The organism is Capillibacterium thermochitinicola, from assembly GCF_013664685.1.
Classification (GTDB): domain Bacteria; phylum Bacillota; class UBA4882; order UBA10575; family UBA10575; genus Capillibacterium; species Capillibacterium thermochitinicola.
In genome coordinates, this window is sequence record NZ_JAAKDE010000004.1 from 126,351 (window position 1) to 147,702 (window position 21,352).

The 21,352-nt window shown below is 51.4% G+C and carries 15 protein-coding genes; 5 read left to right on the forward strand and 10 right to left on the reverse strand.

Features of this window, described 5'->3' with window-relative positions; genetic code table 11:
• Window positions 1-424 precede the first annotated feature (424 nt).
• Window positions 425-2,122 (reverse strand): glutamine--tRNA ligase/YqeY domain fusion protein, encoded by a 1,698-nt coding sequence (locus G5B42_RS02725; protein ID WP_181338908.1) that lies wholly within the window; start codon window positions 2,120-2,122, stop codon window positions 425-427.
• A 267-nt stretch (window positions 2,123-2,389) separates the two neighbouring features.
• Entirely contained in the window at window positions 2,390-4,537 is a 2,148-nt protein-coding gene (locus G5B42_RS02730) for a carboxy terminal-processing peptidase (protein ID WP_181338909.1), read from the reverse strand.
• Window positions 4,538-4,770: 233 nt separating this feature from the next.
• On the opposite strand from G5B42_RS02730, the gene G5B42_RS02735 reads away from it, so the two are divergent.
• Window positions 4,771-6,633, forward strand: a complete 1,863-nt coding sequence (locus G5B42_RS02735) for an ABC-F family ATP-binding cassette domain-containing protein (RefSeq protein ID WP_181338910.1) — start codon at window positions 4,771-4,773, stop codon at window positions 6,631-6,633.
• Here G5B42_RS02735 and G5B42_RS02740 read toward each other — a convergent pair.
• Genes G5B42_RS02740 through G5B42_RS11785 form a run of 3 tightly spaced genes read right to left on the reverse strand, consistent with a single transcriptional unit; the run spans window position 6,619 to window position 10,953 of the window.
• Window positions 6,619-7,845, reverse strand: coding sequence for a peptidase U32 family protein (locus tag G5B42_RS02740; protein WP_181338911.1), 1,227 nt, complete (start codon window positions 7,843-7,845; stop codon window positions 6,619-6,621). The genes G5B42_RS02735 and G5B42_RS02740 overlap by 15 nt on opposite strands.
• Window positions 7,846-7,884: 39 nt before the next feature.
• A complete protein-coding gene (locus G5B42_RS02745; protein WP_181338912.1) occupies window positions 7,885-9,075 on the reverse strand; it encodes a quaternary amine ABC transporter ATP-binding protein in 1,191 nt (396 codons plus the stop codon).
• A 3-nt stretch (window positions 9,076-9,078) separates the two neighbouring features.
• The gene (locus G5B42_RS11785) at window positions 9,079-10,953 is read right to left on the reverse strand and encodes a glycine betaine ABC transporter substrate-binding protein (protein WP_331274023.1); all 1,875 of its coding nucleotides are present in this window, start codon (window positions 10,951-10,953) and stop codon (window positions 9,079-9,081) included.
• Between the two features lie 425 nt (window positions 10,954-11,378).
• On the opposite strand from G5B42_RS11785, the gene G5B42_RS02755 reads away from it, so the two are divergent.
• The gene (locus G5B42_RS02755) at window positions 11,379-12,098 is read left to right on the forward strand and encodes a protein kinase domain-containing protein (RefSeq protein WP_181338913.1); all 720 of its coding nucleotides are present in this window, start codon (window positions 11,379-11,381) and stop codon (window positions 12,096-12,098) included.
• Here G5B42_RS02755 and G5B42_RS02760 read toward each other — a convergent pair.
• Window positions 12,095-12,310: a heavy-metal-associated domain-containing protein gene (locus G5B42_RS02760; protein ID WP_181338914.1), complete on the reverse strand. Its 216-nt coding sequence runs from the start codon at window positions 12,308-12,310 to the stop codon at window positions 12,095-12,097. The two genes, G5B42_RS02755 and G5B42_RS02760, sit on opposite strands and share 4 nt — an antisense overlap.
• 390 nt (window positions 12,311-12,700) lie before the next feature.
• Between G5B42_RS02760 and G5B42_RS02765 the strand changes: the two genes are divergently transcribed.
• From G5B42_RS02765 to G5B42_RS02775, 3 genes are all read left to right on the forward strand, one after another.
• Window positions 12,701-13,177 (forward strand): Spy/CpxP family protein refolding chaperone, encoded by a 477-nt coding sequence (locus G5B42_RS02765; RefSeq protein WP_181338915.1) that lies wholly within the window; start codon window positions 12,701-12,703, stop codon window positions 13,175-13,177.
• A 129-nt stretch (window positions 13,178-13,306) separates the two neighbouring features.
• The gene (locus G5B42_RS02770; protein WP_181338916.1) at window positions 13,307-13,999 is read left to right on the forward strand and encodes a response regulator transcription factor; all 693 of its coding nucleotides are present in this window, start codon (window positions 13,307-13,309) and stop codon (window positions 13,997-13,999) included.
• On the forward strand, window positions 13,999-15,783 hold the full coding sequence (locus G5B42_RS02775; RefSeq protein ID WP_231133178.1) for a HAMP domain-containing sensor histidine kinase: 1,785 nt from the start codon (window positions 13,999-14,001) through the stop codon (window positions 15,781-15,783). The genes G5B42_RS02770 and G5B42_RS02775 overlap by 1 nt, the downstream gene beginning before the upstream one ends.
• Here the strand turns inward: G5B42_RS02775 and G5B42_RS02780 are convergent.
• The 4 genes from G5B42_RS02780 to G5B42_RS02795 form a co-directional block, all read right to left on the reverse strand.
• Window positions 15,756-16,496 carry an SOS response-associated peptidase gene (locus G5B42_RS02780; protein ID WP_181338918.1) on the reverse strand — a complete coding sequence of 247 codons (741 nt, stop codon included), beginning with the start codon at window positions 16,494-16,496 and terminating at the stop codon, window positions 15,756-15,758. The genes G5B42_RS02775 and G5B42_RS02780 overlap by 28 nt on opposite strands.
• 129 nt (window positions 16,497-16,625) lie before the next feature.
• The gene (locus G5B42_RS02785) at window positions 16,626-18,320 is read right to left on the reverse strand and encodes a methyl-accepting chemotaxis protein (protein WP_181338919.1); all 1,695 of its coding nucleotides are present in this window, start codon (window positions 18,318-18,320) and stop codon (window positions 16,626-16,628) included.
• 191 nt (window positions 18,321-18,511) lie between these two features.
• On the reverse strand, window positions 18,512-19,696 hold the full coding sequence (locus tag G5B42_RS02790) for a sugar ABC transporter permease (RefSeq protein WP_181338920.1): 1,185 nt from the start codon (window positions 19,694-19,696) through the stop codon (window positions 18,512-18,514).
• A gap of 1 nt (window position 19,697) precedes the next feature.
• Window positions 19,698-21,215: a xylose ABC transporter ATP-binding protein gene (locus G5B42_RS02795; protein WP_181338921.1), complete on the reverse strand. Its 1,518-nt coding sequence runs from the start codon at window positions 21,213-21,215 to the stop codon at window positions 19,698-19,700.
• Between the last annotated feature and the right edge of the window lie 137 nt (window positions 21,216-21,352).

A 21,352-nucleotide genomic window follows, 5' to 3' on the forward strand; every position in this document is an offset into this window, starting at 1 on the left:
GCATGAAATTTTAATCTTATTCTAAAAGCCGTGTTCCTTCTTACCGCCCCGGGTCATATGATAAGACTAAAAGGACACACTTCGACAAAACTATTGGCACCGGTATGGGTGACCACCGGCAATAACTTCTCGAAATTCAGTTTTGGAGGGAGAAAGAATGGGTTCTTTTCGAGGCGGGCATGATCAAATCTTGACGTTAATCGTCTTCCTAATCCTCTTCTTGCTTATTCTGGGCTTATGCTAAGCCCACGTTTTACCACGCTTTGCGCGTTTACGCGGCCTTGGCAACCGCCGATATCTTTTCCGGCGCGGGGAACCTTCTTCCCCGCGCCGGTTTTTATTATTCGCCTCGTATACCCCAAAAATACTTTAAAAATAGTTCCCGCCCCGCTCATCGAACCGTGTCGATGAAGTCTGGCCTTTACTATTCCTGGTCTTGATCTTGGCTTTTTTGTTGGATCTTCGCCCAGGTATCACGCAGCGTAACCGTCCGGTTAAACACCAAGCGCCCGGCGGTCGTATCGGGGTCGACACAGAAGTAGCCAAGCCGTTCAAACTGGAAACGGTCCTCCGGTTTGGCGTCGCGGAGCGAGGGTTCGACCATCGCCGAAGTTAAAACCTCAAGGGAATTGGGATTAAGGCAGGACTCCCAATCCTCGGCCGCACCCGGATCCTCCACCGTGAAAAGGTGGTCATACAGCCGGACCTCCGCCGGGACGGCGTGGGCGGCCGAGACCCAGTGGAGCGTGGCTTTGACTTTCCTTCCATCCGGTGCGGAGCCTCCTTTGGTCTCCGGATCGTAGGTGCAACGGAGTTCCACAACCTTACCCGACTCGTCTTTAATAACGCCGGTACATTTAATAAAGTAACCGTAGCGCAAACGGACTTCCCGCCCCGGCGCCAAACGGTAAAATTTCTTGGGCGGATCTTCCATAAAATCATCTTCTTCAATATACAGAACTTTGGAGAAGGGTACCTTCCGGACCCCCATTGCCGGATCTTCCGGGTTATTCACCGCCTCCAGCTCTTCCACCTGGCCTTCGGGGTAGTTTTCGAGCACGACCTTGAGCGGTCGTAAGACAGCCATTACCCGGGGCGCCCGTTTGTTCAGATCTTCCCGTAAACAGTGTTCCAGCAAAGCAATATCCACCGTACTGTTGCTTTTGGCCACCCCAATCCGTTCGCAGAAATCCCGAATCGCAGCCGGCGTATAACCGCGGCGGCGCAGTCCCGCAATGGTCGGCATCCGCGGGTCATCCCAGCCTCTGACAATTCCCCGTTCGACCAGCTGCAAAAGTTTGCGCTTACTCATCATTGTGTAAGTGAGGTTTAGACGCGCAAACTCAATCTGCTGCGGTTTACGGGGAACAGGGAGCTGCTCGATAAACCAGTCGTATAAAGGACGGTGGTCTTCAAACTCCAAAGTACAGATGGAGTGGGTGATCTTTTCCAGCGCATCGGAGAGCGGGTGGGCAAAATCGTACATCGGGTAGATGCACCATTGGTCGCCGGTCCGGTGGTGGGGTACCCGTAAAATCCGGTAGATCACCGGGTCCCGCATATTGAGGTTGGGCGAGGCCATGTCAATCTTGGCCCGCAAGACCCGCGAACCGTCAGGGAACTCCCCGGCCCGCATCCGGCGGAAAAGATCCAGGTTTTCTTCGACCGTCCGGTCCCGGTAGGGGCTGTTTTTCCCCGGTTCGGTCAGAGTTCCCCGGTAAGCCCGGATCTCCTCGGGGCTTAAATCACAAACATAAGCCTTACCCGCTTTGATCAGGAGCTCAGCATACTCGTAAAGCTGCTCAAAGTAGTCGGAAGCGTAATAAAGATGCTCGCCCCAGTCAAAACCGAGCCAGCGTACATCCCGTTTGATCGACTCAATATACTCCATATCTTCCTTGCTGGGGTTGGTGTCATCAAAACGGAGGTGGCAACGGCCATTGTACTCCGCCGCCAAACCGAAGTTGAGGCAGATCGATTTTGCGTGTCCGATATGGAGATAACCGTTGGGTTCAGGGGGAAACCGCGTGATCACTTCCCCGTCGTTCTTGTTTTGCTTTAGGTCTTCGTTAATAATATTTTTGATAAAATTAGTTGGCGAATTGTTTTCGGTTGTACTCATGGTCAATCTCCCCCTGCCAAATTATCCTTTCAAACTTTCTATTCCTTTCTATTCTACTCTGCTTTTTCCTGCCGGTCAACGGAAACTGGCGCTTTCCGGTTGGTTCCGGCTGCCACATGCTTAGTATATCCGAAAACCGGCGGCACCGGTTTGTTCGGCTCGGGAAAACGGCTACCAAAAAGGGCGCTTTATCAGCGCCCAATCCTTATTGTCGAGAGACAGTATTAACAAAGACAGTTACTCCGCGTACTACCCACACCCCACAGGTTAGGCGGCCGCCGCTTGGCTGCCGGCCCTGACGATATCCAAAAGCACATGGACCGCTTCTTCCAGGTATAAATCGGTCTGGAGCTGATCCAGCCATTCCTTTTCCCGGGCGGCGTGAACTTCGTCTTGCGCTCTTTGGCCGATGAAGTTCCAGCCCGCCCCGATTGTCGGCTGCGGCGCCGTGTTCAATTTTTCGGCTTCCAGCTGCACCTTTCGCTGCTGTTCGATAAACTCGGCCAGCTGTAAAGGTTGTAAAGTCGATTCCCGTTGTTTCCGGACCTGCTCAATATTTTTTTGTACTAAGGCAAAGCCCGGATGGTCGGCAAGCCGCCGGGCACTGTTGGCTTTCAACTCCGCCAAATTCCAGGCGGCACTAGCCCAAGGCTTGTAGGAGAGCGGAGCGACTTTATCCCACGGCAGCGCATACTCATGGTACCGCTCCCCAATCTCCAGGTAAGCGTAGGGGTCGGGCAGGACCAGATCCGCTTGCACCCCTTCCAACTGGGTTGCCCCGCCGTTAATCCGGTAATACTTTTCTTCCATAAACTTCAAAGAACCAAGGGGTTTAAACGAAGCGTACCGCGGGAAAAGATAATCCAGAAAGTGGTCAAGGCTGATCATGCCCTGAACCGTCCCTTTCCCGAAAGTATGGGCGCTGCCCACAATCACGGCGCGGCCGTAATCCTGCAAGGCGGCGGCCAGGATCTCCGAAGCCGAGGCACTCATGGTATTGACCATCACTACCAAGGGCCCCTCATACACCACGGCCGGGTCCGGGTCATAAAAGACGCTAATCTCCCCTTTTTTGTTCTTCGACTGCACAATGGGGCCGGATTCGATGAATAGCCCGGCCATCTTGACCGCATCATCCAGGGCGCCCCCCAGGTTGTCCCGGAGGTCAAGAATGATTCCGGCCACATTTTCCTTCTTCAGACGCTCCAGTTCCTTCCGGACATCGCCCGCGGAAGTCCGGCCGTTGGGGTTATTAAAGTCATGATAAAACGAGGGAATTGCGATATATCCCACCTTGGGTCCGGCTTTCCCGGTTTCGATCACCGTCGACCGGGCGTACTTTCCTTCAAAGCTAACCACATCACGGATGATCGAAATAACCTCGATCTGCCCGTCCGGCTTCTTGACGGTCAATCTTACTTCGGTCCCCTTTTTTCCCCGGATCAGCAGCACCGCTTCATCCACCGGCATGTTGGTCAAATCGACCGGTTCCTCATCCCCCTGGGCCACTTTGAGGATAATATCACCGGCCTTCAATTGCCCTTGCCGCCAGGACGGCCCACCCGGTTCAATGCTGACAACTTTGATATATTCGCCCTCTTCCTGCAAGGTGGCACCAATCCCTTCCAAGGTGCCGCTCATCTCGATGTCGAAATCGGCCTTTGCCTTGGGGGCAAGGTAGTTACTGTGCGGATCAAAACTGCGGGTTAACGCATTAAGGTACCGGGCAAAGCGGTCTTCCGCTTTTTCCTCCAGAATCCGCCGAATAACCCGGTTCAGATCGTTTTTCACTTTCGTCCGGGCTTGCTCCTCCAATTCCGGCTGGAGGGCCCGGCCTTTGATCGCCTGGAATTTTCCGGCCAAGGTCTCCGTGGCGTTTTCCTCCGCCAACAAGAGATCCAGATAGACGTTGAGAGTCTGCGCTTTAACCAGTTTACGCCATAATTCCTTGAGGGCGGCCGAATCCTTCGGATAATCTCTTTTCTTCGGATCAAGCTCAATATACTCCTGGACCTCAAAATCCAGGGGTTCCGCCAAAAACGTATCAATATAACCCTGTATTTCCCGGAGGCGTTTACTCAGCAGGGTCCAGGAAAGATTATAAAATTCCGTAGTCCCCCGGCGCACCTCATCATCGAGCCTGGTACGGAAAGGTTCTAATGTTTTCAGATCCCACTGCGTAAAAAAGCGTTTATTATAATCGAGCGCCTTCAGGTAAAGGTCAAAGGCTTGCGCCGACCAAAGATTCATATCGGAAGGGGAAGCATAATGCCAGGCCGTAAGGGAACCCATCACCAGCTGGGTTAAAACCTGCTCCCGGCTGGGCTCCTGTCCGGTCAAAGAAGTGGTCAACACCAATAAGATGAGACCAATCACTAAAATAACAGGTAGAGAGCGCAAAGAAAATCGTTTCATCATTTTATCTCCTTAACTTCACTGCCCCCGCCATCGAAACGGAGTACGGAATGGAATTAATCTACCTTAAAAAAAAATTACGTCAAAACTAATGATAACAGAGGAAACTAAGGCCGTCAATGTTCGATCTCTCCGCCAAATCGGACCAACAACCCTAATATTTGCTACCCCTTGACTATTTGTTCCCCAACGTATAGATTTAAAGTATTAATTAACCCCTTCAGGTGATATCGTTGATCACAGCAGTCAATCTTTCCAAAGCCTACGGGGAGCAGGTCCTTTTTACCGGTGCCAATTTCCGCATCAACCCCGGCGAACGGATCGGTCTGGTCGGCCGGAACGGTCACGGCAAGACCACCCTGCTTCGCCTGCTGGCGGGGGAGGAGGAGCCGGATCAAGGCACCATTTCCTTTCCCAAACACTACACCATCGGTTACCTCAAACAGCATTTAAGTTTTACCCGCCCCACTCTTCTCGAAGAAGCCTGCCTGGGTCTTCCCCCTACCCAACAGGGTGAGAGTTGGCGGGTGGAAAAGATCCTGCTCGGTCTGGGCTTCACCAAAGAAGACTTTAAGCGTCCCCCGGGAGAATTCTCCGGTGGCTTGCAAGTCCGTCTCAACTTGGCCAAGGTCCTGGTGGCCGAACCCAACCTCCTCCTTTTGGACGAACCTTCCAACTACTTGGATATTACGTCAATCCGCTGGCTCATCCGTTTCTTGCAGGCGTGGCCGAATGAACTTATCCTGGTCACTCACGATCGCCATCTCATGGACCAGGTAATCACCCATACTTTAGGAATCCACCGCCAAAAACTGCGCAAGCTGGCGGGTAACACCGCGAAATTCTATGAGCAGATCGCCAAAGAAGAAGAGATCTACGAGAAAACCCGGATTAACGAGGAGAAGAGACGAAAAGAGATCGAAGCTTTTATCAACCGCTTCCGCTACAAAGCCACTCTGAGCAGCCGGGTCCAGTCCCGCATCAAAATGCTGGAAAAGCAGGAACGTCTGGAGAAGCTCACCAAACCGGAAGTATTGGAATTTACCTTTCCCGAAGCCCCGATGCCGGGCAAGCTGATCCTGGAGGCCAAAGACCTTTCCTTCGCCTACCAACCGGCCGGGCCGCTTTTAATCGATCAACTCAGTTTTACCGTTGGCAAAAACGACCGGATCGGGATCATCGGTAAAAACGGGAAGGGCAAGACTACCCTCTTGCGGCTGCTGGCCGGCGAACTGAAACCCATAAAAGGGTCCATCAGCAGACATCCCGCCCTCCAAACCGGTTATTACGGCCAGACCAACGTAGAGCGGCTGGATCCGCAGAAAACCATTCTCGAGGAGCTGATGGCCACTTCCCCCACCTGTACTCTGGATCAGGCACGCAAAATCAGCGGCCTCTTCATGTTCAGCGGCGATCTGGCCCTCAAAAAGATTGCCGTCCTCTCCGGGGGCGAAAAAAGCCGCGTCCTGTTGAGCAAATTACTCCTGGCCCCCAGTAACCTGCTGCTCCTGGATGAGCCCACCAACCATCTGGATATGGAGGCCTGCGATTCACTGTTGGAAGCGCTGGACGCCTACAACGGCGCGTTAATCCTGGTCACCCACAATGAAATGTATCTTCATGCGCTGGTCAACAAGTTGATCGTCTTCGACCGGGACCGGGTCTTCTTTTTTGACGGCAATTACCAGCGTTTTCTGGACGAAATCGGCTGGGAAGCCGACCGGGAAGACGCCTCGTCGCCACAAAAGGACCGCACACCCTCCGCCCCGCCCGCCAACCTCCGGAAGGTTCTCCGGCAGGAAAAGGCCGAGATCATTAACCGCCGCTCGGCGGTGTTAACACCGCTCGCCGCCAAAATCAACCAGTTGGAAGCGGCCATTGCCGCTCTGGAAGAAGAACTGCAGAAGAATAACGAAGCGTTAATCGCCGCCTCAACCACCGGTTGCGGGGAGACCATCGCCAAGCTTTCCAAGCGCAACGCCGAAATTAACCGCGAAACGGAGCGGCTCTATACCGAACTGGCCAAGGTCACCGACGACTATGAACGGGCCGCCGCCGCCTTCGAAGCCGAACTGGAGAATTTAAGTACCGGTTAAACGGCGGCGCAAAACCGCCCCGGCCGGCACCGGCCGGTCGACTTGGAAATATACCCGGTAACTGTTGTGCCCGGCCGCCAACGGGTGGCCGTCCTCGTCGGTCATGGTGGTGGAATCAATGGTCAGCGTCGTCTCCGGGAGCAATAATTCCGTCTCATCACCCGCGTTTAATTGGTTCCTGAGCGCCACCAACATCTTTCCTTCCTCCGGCAGATACTCAAGGACGGTCCCCGCCAGACCGTACGTCTGCCGGTAACTTTTTTCCGTATTCAGCCCGGCAAAGGCCTCTCCTTTGTGTTTGAGGTAAAATCCGGTGGTATAACCCCGGTTGGAGACCTTGTCCAGCTCCGCCAGCCATTCGGGCGCACAGCGGTACCCTTCCGGATCCTTGAACGCCGCATCCAACGCCCACCGGTAGGTCCTCGTCACCACCGCCACGTAATAGACGGTCTTCATCCGCCCCTCAATCTTTAAACTGGAAACCCCGGCCGCCAACACTTCCGGCAAATACTCGATCATCCGGAGATCCTTGGAACTAAGCAAGTAACTGTACCGCCCGTCTTCAGTCAAAATAAGCGGTTCGTCCGGCCTGGTCCGTTCCGTCAACATGTACTCCCAGCGGCAAGGATGGGTACATTCGCCCCGGTTGGCACTCCGCCCCGTCAGGTAGGAAGAGAGTAAACACCGGCCCGAGTAGGCCAGGCACATCGCGCCGTGGATAAAGATCTCCAGTTCAACCTCGGGAACATCCCGCGCTATGGCGGCGATCTCTTCCAGATTCAGCTCCCGGGCCAACACAATCCGGCTGACCCCTTGCTCATGCCAAAACCGGACTGCTTCGGTGTTGGTGGTACTCGCCTGGGTGCTAAGGTGCACCGGCAGGTGGGGGTCCACCCGCCGGACAAGCGAGAGCACCCCCGGGTCGCTCAGGATCACGCCGTCGACCCCGATCGCAGCCAGTTCACCCGTTTTCTCTTTGACCAACGCCAGATCGCTGTTCCGGGCCGATATGTTGATCGCCGCATACACCTTCACACCCCGTTGGTGGGCCATTCGTACTCCTTCCGCCAACTCCGCCGTCGTCATCTCGGCCTGTTGGGCCCGGAGGCTCAGTCCCTCCACCCCGGTATAAACCGCATCAGCCCCGTAAAGGATGGCCGTCCGTAGTTTCTCCAAATCCCCGGCCGGGACCAGTAACTCCGGTTTTTTCATCGTAACTCCTCCCCGCGGTTCTTCCACCACTTTTCACCATCAAGCCTGATTGTTCTTGCCCAATAACCCTGCTAAAATAGAGGTGCGCACAATGATCCCTAAAATACGCCGTTCCGCGTTGACAACCACTATCGGGTACTTCGTCTTGACCCCTTGATCAAGCAAATCTTGGATCGAAGCTTCTTCGTCCGTCGTATAATAATCATGTCGTAAGATCTGTTCTAAAGAGCGGCCCTCCTTCACTGCGGCGATACAATCATCAATCGTGACAATTCCCCTGAGTCTCCGCTCCTTATCGACCACAAAAACACTGGAAATCCCGTTGTCTTGCATCTCTTTGATCGCGCCCCGCACCCCGTCCTTGAGGGAAACTAAAGCATTAGCCCGTTGCATAATATCTTTCGCCCGCACGATCTTTGTTCGATCAATGTCCTTAACAAATTCGGCAATGTATTCATTGGAAGGGTGGTTCAAGATCTCTTCCGGGGTCCCAATCTGCACAATAGAACCATCCTTCATCACCGCAACGCGGTCCCCCAACTTGAAGGCTTCATTCAGATCATGGGTGATAAAGATGATTGTTTTCTTCATCTTCGCTTGTAAATCCAAAAGCTCCGACTGCATTTCCCGGCGGATCAGGGGATCCAAGGCACTAAAGGGTTCATCCATCAATAAAATGTCGGGGTCATTGGCCAGCGCCCGAGCTAAACCAACCCTTTGTTGCATCCCGCCGCTCAGCTCCTGGGGCATCTTATCTTCCCAACCTTTCAGCCCGACCTCCACTAAAGTTTTAAGGGCAATCTCCCGGCGTTTGTTTTTATCGACTCCTTTAATCTCCAAGCCGTACTCGACATTGCCTAAAACTGTCCGGTGGGTGAACAGGCCAAACTGCTGGAAGACCATGGCCACTTTTTCTTGGCGAAATTTCCGGAGCCGGTTTTGGTCGTATTTAACAATATTCTCCCCATCCACCAGGATCTCCCCGGCAGTCGGCTTATTTAACAGGTTAAAACAGCGGATTAAGGTTGATTTACCGCTCCCCGAGAGGCCCATAATAACAAAGAATTCACCCTCATAAATCGTAAACGAAACATTGTTCACCCCAACGGTTTGACCGTATTTCTGCAGAATCTCCCTTTTCGTCCAGCCCTTTTTAAGCCGGTCCAGGGCCAACCACGGCCTTGAGCCAAAAACTTTTGTTAGATTCTTTACTACTATTTTTTCCTTCATGCTCTAACCTCCTCTCTGCTTTTTACGGGCTGTCGGGCGGTTGGATATTCTCTGGGTTACCCGGTCAATGATAATCGCCAGGAAAACGATGCTGATTCCCGCATCAAAACCCATGGCAATATCCGTGCGGTTAATCGCAATTAATACGTTTTCACCCAGCCCTTTTGCCCCAATCATCGAGGAGATTACCACCATCGACATGGCGGCCATTGTTGTTTGGTTGATTCCCGCCATAATCGTGGGGATGGCTTGTGGCAACTCAACTTTCGTCAGTACTTGCCAGCGGGAGGAGCCAAAAGCATAGGCCGCTTCTTTCATCGTCCTTGGTACTCCCCTGATCCCTAAATTCGTTAAGCGGATACAAGGCGGAACCGCGTAGATAATCGTCGCAAACACGGCCGGAACTGTTCCTAAACCAAAGAAAATCATGGCCGGAATGAGATAAACAAAACTGGGCATCGTCTGGGCCCCATCAAGCAAGGGCTTGACAAAGGCCTCCACTTTGTTGTTATAGGCCATCAGGATCCCAACGGGAATCCCAATCGCCACCGAAATGAGCACCGCGGTGAGAACAATGGAGAGGGTAAGAAGCATCTCTTCCCAAAGTCCCAGCCCGCCAATGGTCAAGACCATCAAAGCATATAAAAGACCGGTTTCCCAGCGGCCCAGCTTCCAGCCTAATAAAAACAGCAGGATTATTAGGATAAACCAGGGGATAAATTTGAAAGTCCTTTGTATCATGGAAACGATCCCAAGAACACCGGCTTTCAACCAAGCAAAGAAACCTTGAAAATTCGCGGTTAACCAAACAATTAATTTCTCCACATGGGTCCCTAAGTCAAGACGGATTTCGGCGGGAAATTGCGTAAAACCCTTTTGGAACCGGGCGGGACTTTCCGGCCGTTCTCCTTTAACCGCCACGGCCACTGCGGGCGAAACCCAGCTCGTCCAGAGGTCTTCATACTCCGTAAAAAACCACTGCACTGTGGCTTCGATATCCCCCTCATGGTCCTGCATAAAAGCCAGAAGTTGACTGGTGATTTTCGTACTTGTCCGGTAATTTTTTAAGAATTCCATAACGTCCGCGGCCTTCTCCCTTAAGCCGGAATTAACCGCAACCGTTACTTTCACCCCCGGGAATTCACAGGCGTAACCGGCCTCCCATTTATCGCTGGAATATGGTTCATCGGCGAGCAAGGTCAGATCATATTTACCGGTAATCCAGGTTGGATCCCAGTAATATCCGACCCACGGTTCCCCCTTCTCATAGGCGGAAACCAGTGAAGTATTGAGTGCCGTGTCCGAACCGGGGTTAAAGTAGTCATACCTTTCTTGCAAATTATATGTCTCCATTTTGGTCCGGAGGATCCGATCAGCCGCCCATCCCGGCGGTGAACCATAGATCCGGCCCTGCGCCGGGTTGTCGGGATCCCGGAATATTTGCCAGTAGCGAGGTAAATCTTTAATCGATTTTAAATCAGGAGCCAAGGGCGGAATTCCCCGCTCCGGATCGCCTTTAATCACATAGGTCGGAACATATAAACCCTGGGCATTATCATCAAAGTTAACTGATAACTCAATGATCTCGCCCTGCGCGATTCCCTCCTGGTAGAGTTCGAGAATGTTATCCGTCCACGTTTCCATACAAATATCAATATCCCCTTGCCGGAGTCCCTGAATGACGATGGGGGAAGAACCGGTCAACACCTCCGTTTTGTATCCGTACCCCTTTTCGATGATCGTAGCGGCAATCGCATTATGGATTCGGATACTATCCCAACCGGCATCGGCCAAAACCAGCGTGGGCTTTTCTCCAGACCCGTGGGGGTCGGCCGCCCTTGCCCCACTACAACCCAACCCCAGGGTAATGAGGACCACTCCTAATCCAAGCAGTATTTTTTTCCCTTGAAAGCAGATAATCAATCACTCCTTTTCTGAATGGCTTGTGGTTTTTATATTATTTCTCCTCCCCTTCGCGAAATCCGAAGAAACCTGGTCTTCTCAAATAAAAAATCACCTACAAAAAGTAAGTGACTTTAAATTTAGGTATAGATTCTAAAAACCCAAACCCCAACTCTTTTAGACGGAAAAATTTAAACTTTCCATCTAAATTGCCCTGTTTTATACTATAACACAGATTGCTTTCTTGCGCAAATTACCCAAACCTATCTTTTTGTTGTTTTAACGACTCCATCCTCTCCCCGGCAGGTATAAACCACTCCTTCCAGTGACTATTTCGAGGGTCCGCCCATAAGATAAACCAAACCCAAAACAGACTGGGCTTAAGGAAGGAGTGTTTCCCCATGCCGTCACCTCCGGAACATAAGCAGCTCAAAGATTACGGCATCATCAAGCTCCGCACCTTCAAACCAACCAACCGTTTGGGCTTCAAGTACTTAAAAGGGAAACACCAACCCACTGGGAAACAGGTCTTTATTAAGCTTGATCCCTCTTCCGGGCAGATCGCCGCCCGGGAAGCAACATTACTGAAGATCCTTAACGACCATCCTTACCGCGTTCACTTTCCCCTGCTGGTCGCCCACAAACCCCGCGGCCGTAATGCTTTTGTCGCCACCGAATTTATTCCCGGGACAACCTTAAAGGTTTTTCTTACCAAGCAAGCCCCGTTAACGGCGGCGCAAACCAACTCCATCCTTGAGCAACTAGTCCGGATTCTGGATGTTTTGCATAAGAAGAGAATTATCCACCGGGATATTCGCCCGCAAAACCTGATGGTCAGTCTGGCCGGGGGAAAACCCCTTTTGCTTTTAATCGACTTCGCCTTTGCCGTCGCCCTTAAGCCCAATCCTTTACCCGAACTTCCTTTTTTATTAGCGCGCCCACAGCTCCTCCGGCGTCTGGGCGGAAGCTACCGCGCCGCAGCCGACTTCTGGGATGATGCTTATTCGATACAGAAAATCGCCCAACTGATTGCACCGGACTACCGCCGTAAATACCCGCTGGTCGGGCAGGCGCTTGACAAGGCCATGGGGCGGCTTACTTTTCCCTATTCCCCAACCTAGGCGTCCTTAATCGCCTTTACATCATAGCCCAGCTCTTCAACGGCGTTTTTCAGTTGTTCATCGGTGACCGTCGCGTCCACTTCGACCGTTGCTCTTTTCTGGGCCAAGTCAACCCGGACTGTTCGTACCCCCGCCACTTGTCGCAAGGCAGTTTCAACATGTCCCACACAATGCTGGCAACTCATTCCTTCGATCTGAATGACCTTTTCCATTAAACACCCATCCTTTCTTTCTTCTCGATCCTTTCCGTTCTAAAATAACTAACCTCCGTTTTTCCCTGAAACATTGACGCTTACCCTCTTTTATCTTGCTCCATCCGCAAACACGACCCCTACTCCATTCTTATGCTCCGTCAATAACCCGTCCTTTAGAAAAAGAGCGCCCAAAACTTGTTCTCAACATGAATCAGGTTCATTTTACCATGCAAACCCGGCAAAATCTACCTAAAAACACCCAAAGCCCCGCCTTTAAAAGTTTTACCGGCATCCCGCGCCCGTTTTATGATTCTTTAGTCTTCGTTCATACTTTTTTCATAAATTCACGTTAGGATCAATCTAAAAGCGAAATACTCCCTGCCAAGGAATTAAGAAAGGAGAATCCAAGTGCGGAAAAAAGCATTAGTTGCGGGTTTGGGTATCGTTTTGACCATCATGACCACCACTGCCGCGTTGGCCGCCGGTTGGGGGATGGGTTTCGGCGGCGGCATTGGGGTTGCCTGTGGCTTGCCTGGAGCCCAAGGGATCCAGTGGCGCAACCTCGATCTTACTCCGGAGCAAAGCGAAAAAATCTTGACGATTCGGCAAGAATTCGCCAAAGATACGCTGGAACTCCGGCAACAGTTACAACGGGCCCAATTAGAATTGCACCAGCTCTGGGCAGCCGAAAATCCGGACCAAACCGCCATCAACCAAAAATTAGCGGCCATGACTCCACTCCGGCTGGAACTGAAAAAGAAAATCCAAGAAGCACAAAAGCAGATCGAAAGCATCCTTACTCCCGAGCAGTTGGAGCAGTATAATAACTTCCGGCCTTTTACCCCAGGCGGGCGAGGCCGTTTCCGCCCCCGGGGTTGGTGGTAAAAAACAACTAATAATTAATAACGCCCTTTTTAGCAGTGCAGATCTTAGAAAGCTGATCTTAAGCGATCAGCTTTCTTTTCTGGACAAAATCTCTGTTTCTTCTCTACAATAAAAAGAGGAGGGAACAGGATGAAAAAACGGCGCATTTTAATCTGTGATGATGAAGAAAAAGTAGTGCAGCTAATCCAAGTCTACTTGCACCGGGAAGGTTACGAGACGGCGGCCGCCTACACCGGACGCCAATGCTTGGAGAAAGTTAGCCAATTCCGGCCGGACCTGCTGATCCTGGATATCATGATCCCGGAGGGGGATGGTTTCTTTGTTTGTCAGGAGATCCGGAAAGAAAGCAACCTCCCCATTATTATGCTAACCGCCCGCGGTGAAGAGAGCGACCGGGTGTTGGGGCTTGAAATCGGTGCCGATGACTACGTGGTCAAACCCTTCAGTCCCCGGGAATTAACCGCCCGGGTCAAAGCCACCCTCCGCCGCCGGGAATGGGATGCCACCTCCAAGCCGGATCGAATGAACTACGGCGACTTAGTGCTAGACAAAAAGGAACGGCGGGTCTTCGTGGCCGGCCAGGAAGTTCCCCTTACCCCCAAAGAATTTGACTTATTGGCACTCATGGCGGCCAGCCCTTCCCGGGTGTTTAGCCGGGACTTGCTGTACGAAATCGTTTGGGGTAACGATGCCTTAGGCGACGTGCGCACCGTTGACGTCCATCTTACCCGCTTACGAAGTAAGATTGAAGAAAGAAGCGACTACCGGTATTTACACACGGTCTGGGGGATCGGTTACCGTTTCGAGGTAAAGCAAAAATGATGAACAAAATCGGCCTAAAACTAACCGCCTCTTATATCCTGGTCATCGTGGTCGCCACCCTCGTCCTAGGCCTCCTCTTTGCCGGAACCGCCCGCCGGTTTTTATTTGCCGAAAAACAACGGGAGTTGGTGCGGAAAGGTAAACAACTCGGGCAAACCGTAATCGGCTTTTTCACCGGAGAAATCTCCGCTGCCACCGGGGAAAAAATCCTGGAAGTCACCGGTCAGCATTTAGAGGCCAAAATTCTGGTCCTTGACCGACAGGGGCGCCGGTTGGCGATGACGCCCGGCCTCGGGCTACGGGGCGCCCTGCTTTCCCGCGTCGATTTTGCCCGGGTGATCAAAGGAGAAACCGTTGTCCGGCGTGGCTATAACCCAATTTTAGGGGTAAATGCGATCTTTGTGGGGACCCCGGTCCAGACCAAGGGTGGCCAAATCGTCGGCGCGGTTTTTTTAATTGCGCCCTTAACCGCGATGAGCGGGTTAATCAGCGGCCTATGGCGCCTGGGCGCTTTCGCCGCCCTGATCGGCTTCGCCTTCGCCCTCCTGCTCGCCCTCTACCTTTCCCGCACCATCTCCGCCCCGATTTTGCGCTTGCAAGCCGCGGCCGCCGCCATGGCCAAAGGCAACTTTAACGTCCGCGTCCCGTTCGGCTCCGATGAAATCGGCGCCTTGGCCGCGGCGTTCAACCGCATGGCCGATGAGTTGGGAAAAAGCATGGCCGCGCTCAACCGGGAAAAACACAAAGTCGAACGGATCCTGGCCGATTTGGCGGAAGGCGTCTTGGCCGTCGAACCCAACGGGACACTTATGTTTATCAACAATAAAGCCCGGGAACTTTTTGGCGAGCCGGCTGCCCTCTCCTTTGAAGCCTTTCCGGCGATCCAGGACTTAATCGGGAAAGTAGTGGAAACGCACCGCCCGGAGCGGACCGAATTGAACCTCCGGGAAGATACGGCAATTTTAGCCCACACCTCGCCCCTCCTCGACGGCGAACAACTCTGGGGGATTATTGTGGTTTTCCAAGATATTACGGCTTTACGCCAAGTGGAAAAGCTGCGAAAACAACTGAACGCCGACCTCGCCCACGAACTGCGGGCCCCGCTAACCATTATCCAGGGGCAAACCGAGGCGCTTTTAGATGGGGTAATCGAAGAAGAAGCGGAAAAACAGAAAGCTTTACGGGATATTCTCGGGGAGACCGTCCGCCTTAGTGAGATGGTCCGGGCTTTGCTGGAGATCGCTCATCTCGACCGCGGTCCCCAAGCCCTCAATAAGCGTGTCTTTTGCCTCAAAACTTTGGTTGTTTCCTTGGCCGAAAAGTATCAGGCCATTGCCAAGAAGAAAAAAATAACCCTCACGACCATTCTCCCGGCCGGAGATAATTTCCTCCTGGTCGAGGCCGATGAAGCCCGGATTGGGCAGGTTATTAGAAACTTCTTGGATAATGCCCTCCGCTACACCCCGCCCGGTGAAGAAGTACTGATTCGCCTCCAGGCGCAGGATGACACCGTCCAGGTTGAAGTAACCGACCGTGGGCCCGGCATTCCCGAAGCCGAGCAACCGTTGATTTGGGAACGGTTTTACAAAGTAAATAAAGCCCGGACTGCCGGGGAGGGCGGGGTCGGACTGGGTCTGGCCATCGCCAAGGACATTATCCAGGCGACGGGCGGGGAAATCTGGGTTAAGAGTACGGAGGGAAAGGGCGCGACCTTCGGTTTTTCGTTACCGCGCCTCTCCTCCCCACCCCCTCCGGATCACTGTCCTTCCCCCAACTCCGGATAGACAACAGGCGCTTGGACCTCCGGGCAATTACGGTTGGCCGTCCGGGCCGTGATCAACCGGCCAATGGTGTACGCCTCCATCTGCGCGGCCGGGAAAGGTTGCAGAAAGGACAGGAGCTCGGCCGTGCTCAGCCCGGCGGACAGCCAAGCCCGCTCTTGCTCCCGTGGCAGGATCACCGGCATCCGTTTTTTCGTATTATGGATCCTGGCCAAAAGCGGGTTGGCCTCCGTCGTTAGAATGCTGTAAGTCCGGAAAAGCTCACCGGTGGTTGGGTCGGCCCACTCCTCCCAGATCCCGGCGAAAGAAAAGACCGTGCGGTCCTTGAGGAAAATGTAGTAGGGATATTTTTTGCCCTGGAAAAGACGCCACTCGTAAAAACCGTCGGCCGGCACCAGGCAGCGGCGCCGCTGCACAGCCTGGCGGAAAGAGGGTTTTTCCAACACCGTCTCCGCCCGGGCGTTCAGGGTCTTCCCCCGGATCTGGGCCGCCTGCGCCGGCGCTTTGACCCAGAACGGGATCAACCCCCAGGTTAAAAACTGGAGCCGGTCAGGCGCTTCGTTGGTGATGACCGGCATCTTCGGAAACTCAAAACCGGAGACATAATACTTGGGCGTCCACGGTCCTGCTTCGACCTCCCAGTCAAACCCCTCTGTTAACTGGTACCGGTTTTCCAGGGTTTGGGCCGTAACGCTTAACGCATAGTAAAAACACATGCTCTACACTCTCACCTAATATTAGAAAAGGCTTCTCCCCCTTGGTCGTCCTATAATTTTAGCAGGACAGACCAGTAAAATCAAGCAACCATCGAAAACCAACCTAACGGCCATAACGAACAGGCATTACTATAAGATAAACCGGTCGGTGGCCAAGGATAATTCATTGGCAAGTTCGTCCAATTGTTGGGCTGATTCTTTAATAACGATCGTCGTCGAATACTGTTGTTCGAAGGTGGCGGATACCTCCTCCATCGCCGTCAGGTTGTTCTGGCTGATCTGGTGGACCTGTTCGATCTTGGTAATGACTTTCTCATTATCATTCCCGACTTGAGAAGCTGCCTCTGTAATCTGGGAAATATTACGGGCAATCATCTCAACTTTACCCATCAATTCCTTGAAGAGCGCAATGCTCCTCGCGAGTTGGTTTCGTCCTTTTTCGATCTCCGTGTTGCTTTCATCAACCGCATGAGCAACTTGCTGGTTTTTCCGGAGAATCAACTGAATAACTTCATTAATGTGTTCGACCGCCTCGCGGGATCTCCTCGCCAAAACGCCAATATTAGTGGCGACGACCGCGAAACTCCGACCATGTTCACCGGCGCGTGCCGCTTCAATGGAAGCGTTTAGCGATAAAAGGGTTGATTTTTCCGCAATATCACGAATAATATCCACCAAAATTTGAATCTGTTCTGAATCTTCAACCAAGCCACTGACCACTTCTTTAATTTGTCGAACTGAGAAGATAAAGTTATCAATCGCCTGGATCATCTCTTCAGTGGCCTCTCTCCCATGCTGTGCATCAGCGGAGGCCTCCTGGCAGATCTTGTTGATCTCCTGGGTAGCCCTGATCACCATGTTTGTTCTTGATGTTGCCTGCTGGATAGTATCAATCGCCAAATTAACACTATGGCACTGGGATTCTGCTCCAGCCGCCAATTCGTCGATCAGTTTGTTTAACTCCCCTAATGAAGTTGTTGTTTCTTCCACTACTCTAAAGAGATTATGGGTGGAGGCATTAATTTTTTTGGCATCTTGGGCAGTGCGGGTTACCATCGAACGGAGTTCCTCAACAGCATGGTTAAACGCGGAGGCGACGACCCCGACCTCATCACGGGAGGATAAGTCGACTCTTGTATTTAGATCGCCTTTGGCCAACAGTTGGGTTGAATCGCGAAGCTTGTATAAGGGCCGGATGATGGAGCGCGATACCAGGAAGCCGATCAGCAGACCTAAAGCTACACCAATAATCGTAATAATCAGTTGTAAAGTTCTGGTTGAAGAATAGATTTGCCGGCCGGTGCGAAAACTGTCGACCCCGACGATTCTTTGCGCTTTTCCCAACTCATAACAGAAACTATACAGTTTTCGCGATTCCTCTTTAAAACGGTAATATAAAGGCAAAAGATCATTTTTTCCACTTCTTAGCCCGTTACTAAAATCCTGCGCCACCGCTTCATATTCCGCCCATCTTTGCTGTAAACTTTCCCTGGTTTCATCGGGAAGATTATATAAGAAGTTTCCAAGTAAACCGACACATTCAGTCAAATTCCTGTTAAAAGCGGTAACTGAGCCGGAAGTGTTTAATTCTAATGCTTCGTAAGCACTGTATTCAGTACGGTATACGGTCAACAAGAAATCAAAGAGCGGGAAAAGGACTGAAGTATTGCTATTGAAAATATTGGCCGCCGCCTGATTCATTTCTTCAATTCCTGAATTACCGACCAAACCTACCGCAACAATCATTGCACTTAAGATAACAAGGATGATTAGAATCTTCGAAAAAACTCCGCCAAAATAAGGCCTTAATCCAGCCATCTTCATTGTAATTCCCCTCCCAAGATTAAAGTAGGGAGCTTCCGGACTGGAAATGAATGCCCTTTCTTAATCTACGAAAACCGGTGCGAATCTTACCGGACGATGAGAGGGAAAACAAAACTGACACCTTTATTAATTGCTATGTTATTTAAATTGGCGTTCAGATTCTCTAATTTATTCTACAATCTACTTCAATTTTATCTATTTTTTTTCGTCTTAATATCCAACCAGACCGCTAAAAGAAGGATAGCACCCTTGATGATCATCTGCCAGTAGGCTTCGGTATTCATCATGCTCATTCCGTTATCGATACTTGCCATCACAAGAGCACCTAACACAGCACCGGGAATACTCCCAATCCCGCCCAAAAAGCTCGTTCCACCAATAACACAAGAGGCAATGGCATCCAGTTCGGCCCCGTCCCCGGCCGTAATTGTTCCCGCGTTTAGACGGGCGGTGGTCAGAACGCCGGCGATCGAAGCAAGGAAACCTGCTAAAATGAAGACCACCAGCGTCCGGCGGCGGACATTAATCCCCGACAAACGAGCCGCTTCAATATTACCGCCCATGGCATAGACCTGGCGACCAAATTTTGTGTTGTTGGTAATGAAAGAAAAGATTACCGCCAGCACCAAAACGATGATCACCGGATAAGGGATCCCTTCGTATTGGTATAAGACATAAGTGGCCAGGATAATTAAACCGCAGTACAGAATGATGGTCAGGATCTCCAAATAGAGGGGCAAAACCTTAAAGCCGTACTTCAGCTTTGAACGGCGAGACCAGATGCGGGCAAAGACCAAGCCAATGATGATGATGGAAGTTAAGATGATCCCGGGGACAAGACTTAGGTAGCCACTGCTTAAAATCTTAAAACTAGGATCAAGAGGGGCTACGGTTTGGCCTTTCGTGATCCCCAATAAAACCCCACGGTAAGCCAGAAGACCGGCCAAAGTCACAATAAAGGCCGGAACATTATGATAGGCCACCCAATAACCATGAAAGGCACCGATTAAGACACCAAAGCCCAAAGCAACCAAAATGGCCACCGGGGTCGAAACATTATGCCACACCTGTAAAATGCTGGCGATCCCTCCGGTCAACCCCAAAACCGATCCAACCGACAGCTCAATATGGGTGGTAACAATAACCATCACCATACCGATGGCCAAGATGGCGGTAATTGACACTTGACGGGCCAAGTTAGAAAGATTACGCGGGGTGAGGAACCGTCCCTCAGTCAGAACAGTAAAAAGCAGCCAGATAACGACTAAAGCAATAATCATCGTGTAGGCACGCAGATCGAATCTGGCGTTCAGTCGCGCGAACAAACTTTTTCTGGTCACACTGGTGGTTGGTGTCGATTCTCGAACAACGTTCATTTTAGTTCCCTCCTGTTGCTGCCAACATGATCTTTTCTTGGCTTGCTTCGTCATGTCTAAATTCGCCATTGATTTTCCCTTCATAGAGGACAAGTATTCTGTCACTCATCCCGAGAATCTCCGGTAGTTCAGAGGAGATCATAATGATCGCAACCCCTTGTTTTTTCAGTTCATTCATGATATTGTAAATCTCATATTTTGCCCCGACATCAATGCCTCTGGTGGGCTCATCCATGATTAGAATCAAGGGCTTGGTTAAAAGCCATTTGCCCACCACCACTTTTTGTTGGTTGCCGCCGCTCAGATTATTCACTTTTGTTTCCAGCGAGGGGGTTTTGATACTTAAAGTTTTCACCATCGTTTGCGAATCGTAAACTTCGGCGTTCGAGTTAATAACCCCGGATTTACAGTATTTCCTTAAATTGGCGAGGGTCAGATTCTTTTTAACGTCATGGATTAGGACTAAGCCATAACGTTTACGGTCTTCGGTAACCATCGCCAAACCGTTATTGATCGCATCCTGGGGGCTTTTAATCTCGACCTGCCGGCCGTTGATATAAACCTCGCCATAGCTTTCGCCCGGAAAGCCACCGAAGATACTGCTCATCAGTTCGGTACGGCCGGCGCCCATCAAACCGGCAATTCCTAAAATTTCACCACGCCGGACATAAAAGCTGGCATTGTCAACGATCTTCCTCCGGGGATTATCAGGATCAAAAACATTGTAGTTCTTTACCTCGAGGATTATTTCCCCGGTCTCATGATCAACACGGGGGAAACGGTTTGATAGTTCCCGACCAACCATCTTCGCAATAACTTCATTTTCAGAGGTTTCCGCAATCGGCTTGGTGTCAACCGTCTCTCCGTCGCGAAGAACCGTAACCGTATCAGCAATTTCGAAAATCTCATTAATTTTGTGGGAGATATAAATACAGGTCACCCCATCCTGTTTTAACTTGCGCAAAATGTCCATCAGGGTTTCCACTTCATTTTCCGTCAGCGCTGCACTAGGCTCATCCAGGATTAAGATCCGCGCTTTTTTGGAAAGCGCTTTTGCGATCTCCACCATCTGCTGATGCCCAACACCCAGGTTGACAACTTTTGTGCGCGGATTGATATCCAACTTCACCGCTGACATCCACTTTTGAGCTTCGTAAAACAACTGATCCCAATTGATGATCCCGAGTCTATTTGGTTCATTACCTAGGTAAATATTCTCGCCCACGGTCAACTGCTTTACCAGCGTTAGCTCTTGATTAATAATGGCGATACCGGCAGCTTCGGAGGATGCAATGTTATGAAATCTCTGTTCTTCCCCATCAATGATGATCTCTCCGCTATAAGTTCCATAGGGGTAAACCCCACTTAGGATTTTCATCAGTGTCGATTTTCCGGCACCGTTCTCGCCGCAGAGCGCATGGATTTCACCGGCGCGGACTTTAAAATTAACGTTGTTTAGCGCTCTGACCCCTGGAAATTCCTTCGTAATATTCCGCATTTCCAGGATATAACCGGCCATACGACCTCCTCCTCTCGGCGTTCCAGACAATGATTGTTGGGTCCGAAAATTGCAGTTATCCTTGTTATAATGGAGCTAAATCGAATGCTAGGGAGAGAGAGGAAATCCTCTCTCTCCCGCCTTCCACCACAGGATAG

What these genes read in the sequence shown, in the direction of transcription:
- G5B42_RS02740 (WP_181338911.1), bottom strand. Translation starts at nt 7,845, where the DNA reads ATGAAAAAACCGGAGTTACTGGTCCCGGCCGGGGATTTGGAGAAACTA.
- G5B42_RS02760 (WP_181338914.1), bottom strand. Translation starts at nt 12,310, where the DNA reads ATGGAAAAGGTCATTCAGATCGAAGGAATGAGTTGCCAGCATTGTGTG.
- G5B42_RS02795 (WP_181338921.1), bottom strand. Translation starts at nt 21,215, where the DNA reads ATGGCCGGTTATATCCTGGAAATGCGGAATATTACGAAGGAATTTCCA.
- G5B42_RS02790 (WP_181338920.1), bottom strand. Translation starts at nt 19,696, where the DNA reads ATGAACGTTGTTCGAGAATCGACACCAACCACCAGTGTGACCAGAAAA.
- G5B42_RS02730 (WP_181338909.1), bottom strand. Translation starts at nt 4,537, where the DNA reads ATGAAACGATTTTCTTTGCGCTCTCTACCTGTTATTTTAGTGATTGGT.
- G5B42_RS02785 (WP_181338919.1), bottom strand. Translation starts at nt 18,320, where the DNA reads ATGAAGATGGCTGGATTAAGGCCTTATTTTGGCGGAGTTTTTTCGAAG.
- G5B42_RS02725 (WP_181338908.1), bottom strand. Translation starts at nt 2,122, where the DNA reads ATGAGTACAACCGAAAACAATTCGCCAACTAATTTTATCAAAAATATT.
- G5B42_RS02770 (WP_181338916.1), top strand. Translation starts at nt 13,307, where the DNA reads ATGAAAAAACGGCGCATTTTAATCTGTGATGATGAAGAAAAAGTAGTG.
- G5B42_RS02745 (WP_181338912.1), bottom strand. Translation starts at nt 9,075, where the DNA reads ATGAAGGAAAAAATAGTAGTAAAGAATCTAACAAAAGTTTTTGGCTCA.
- G5B42_RS02780 (WP_181338918.1), bottom strand. Translation starts at nt 16,496, where the DNA reads ATGTGTTTTTACTATGCGTTAAGCGTTACGGCCCAAACCCTGGAAAAC.
- G5B42_RS02755 (WP_181338913.1), top strand. Translation starts at nt 11,379, where the DNA reads ATGCCGTCACCTCCGGAACATAAGCAGCTCAAAGATTACGGCATCATC.
- G5B42_RS02775 (WP_231133178.1), top strand. Translation starts at nt 13,999, where the DNA reads ATGAACAAAATCGGCCTAAAACTAACCGCCTCTTATATCCTGGTCATC.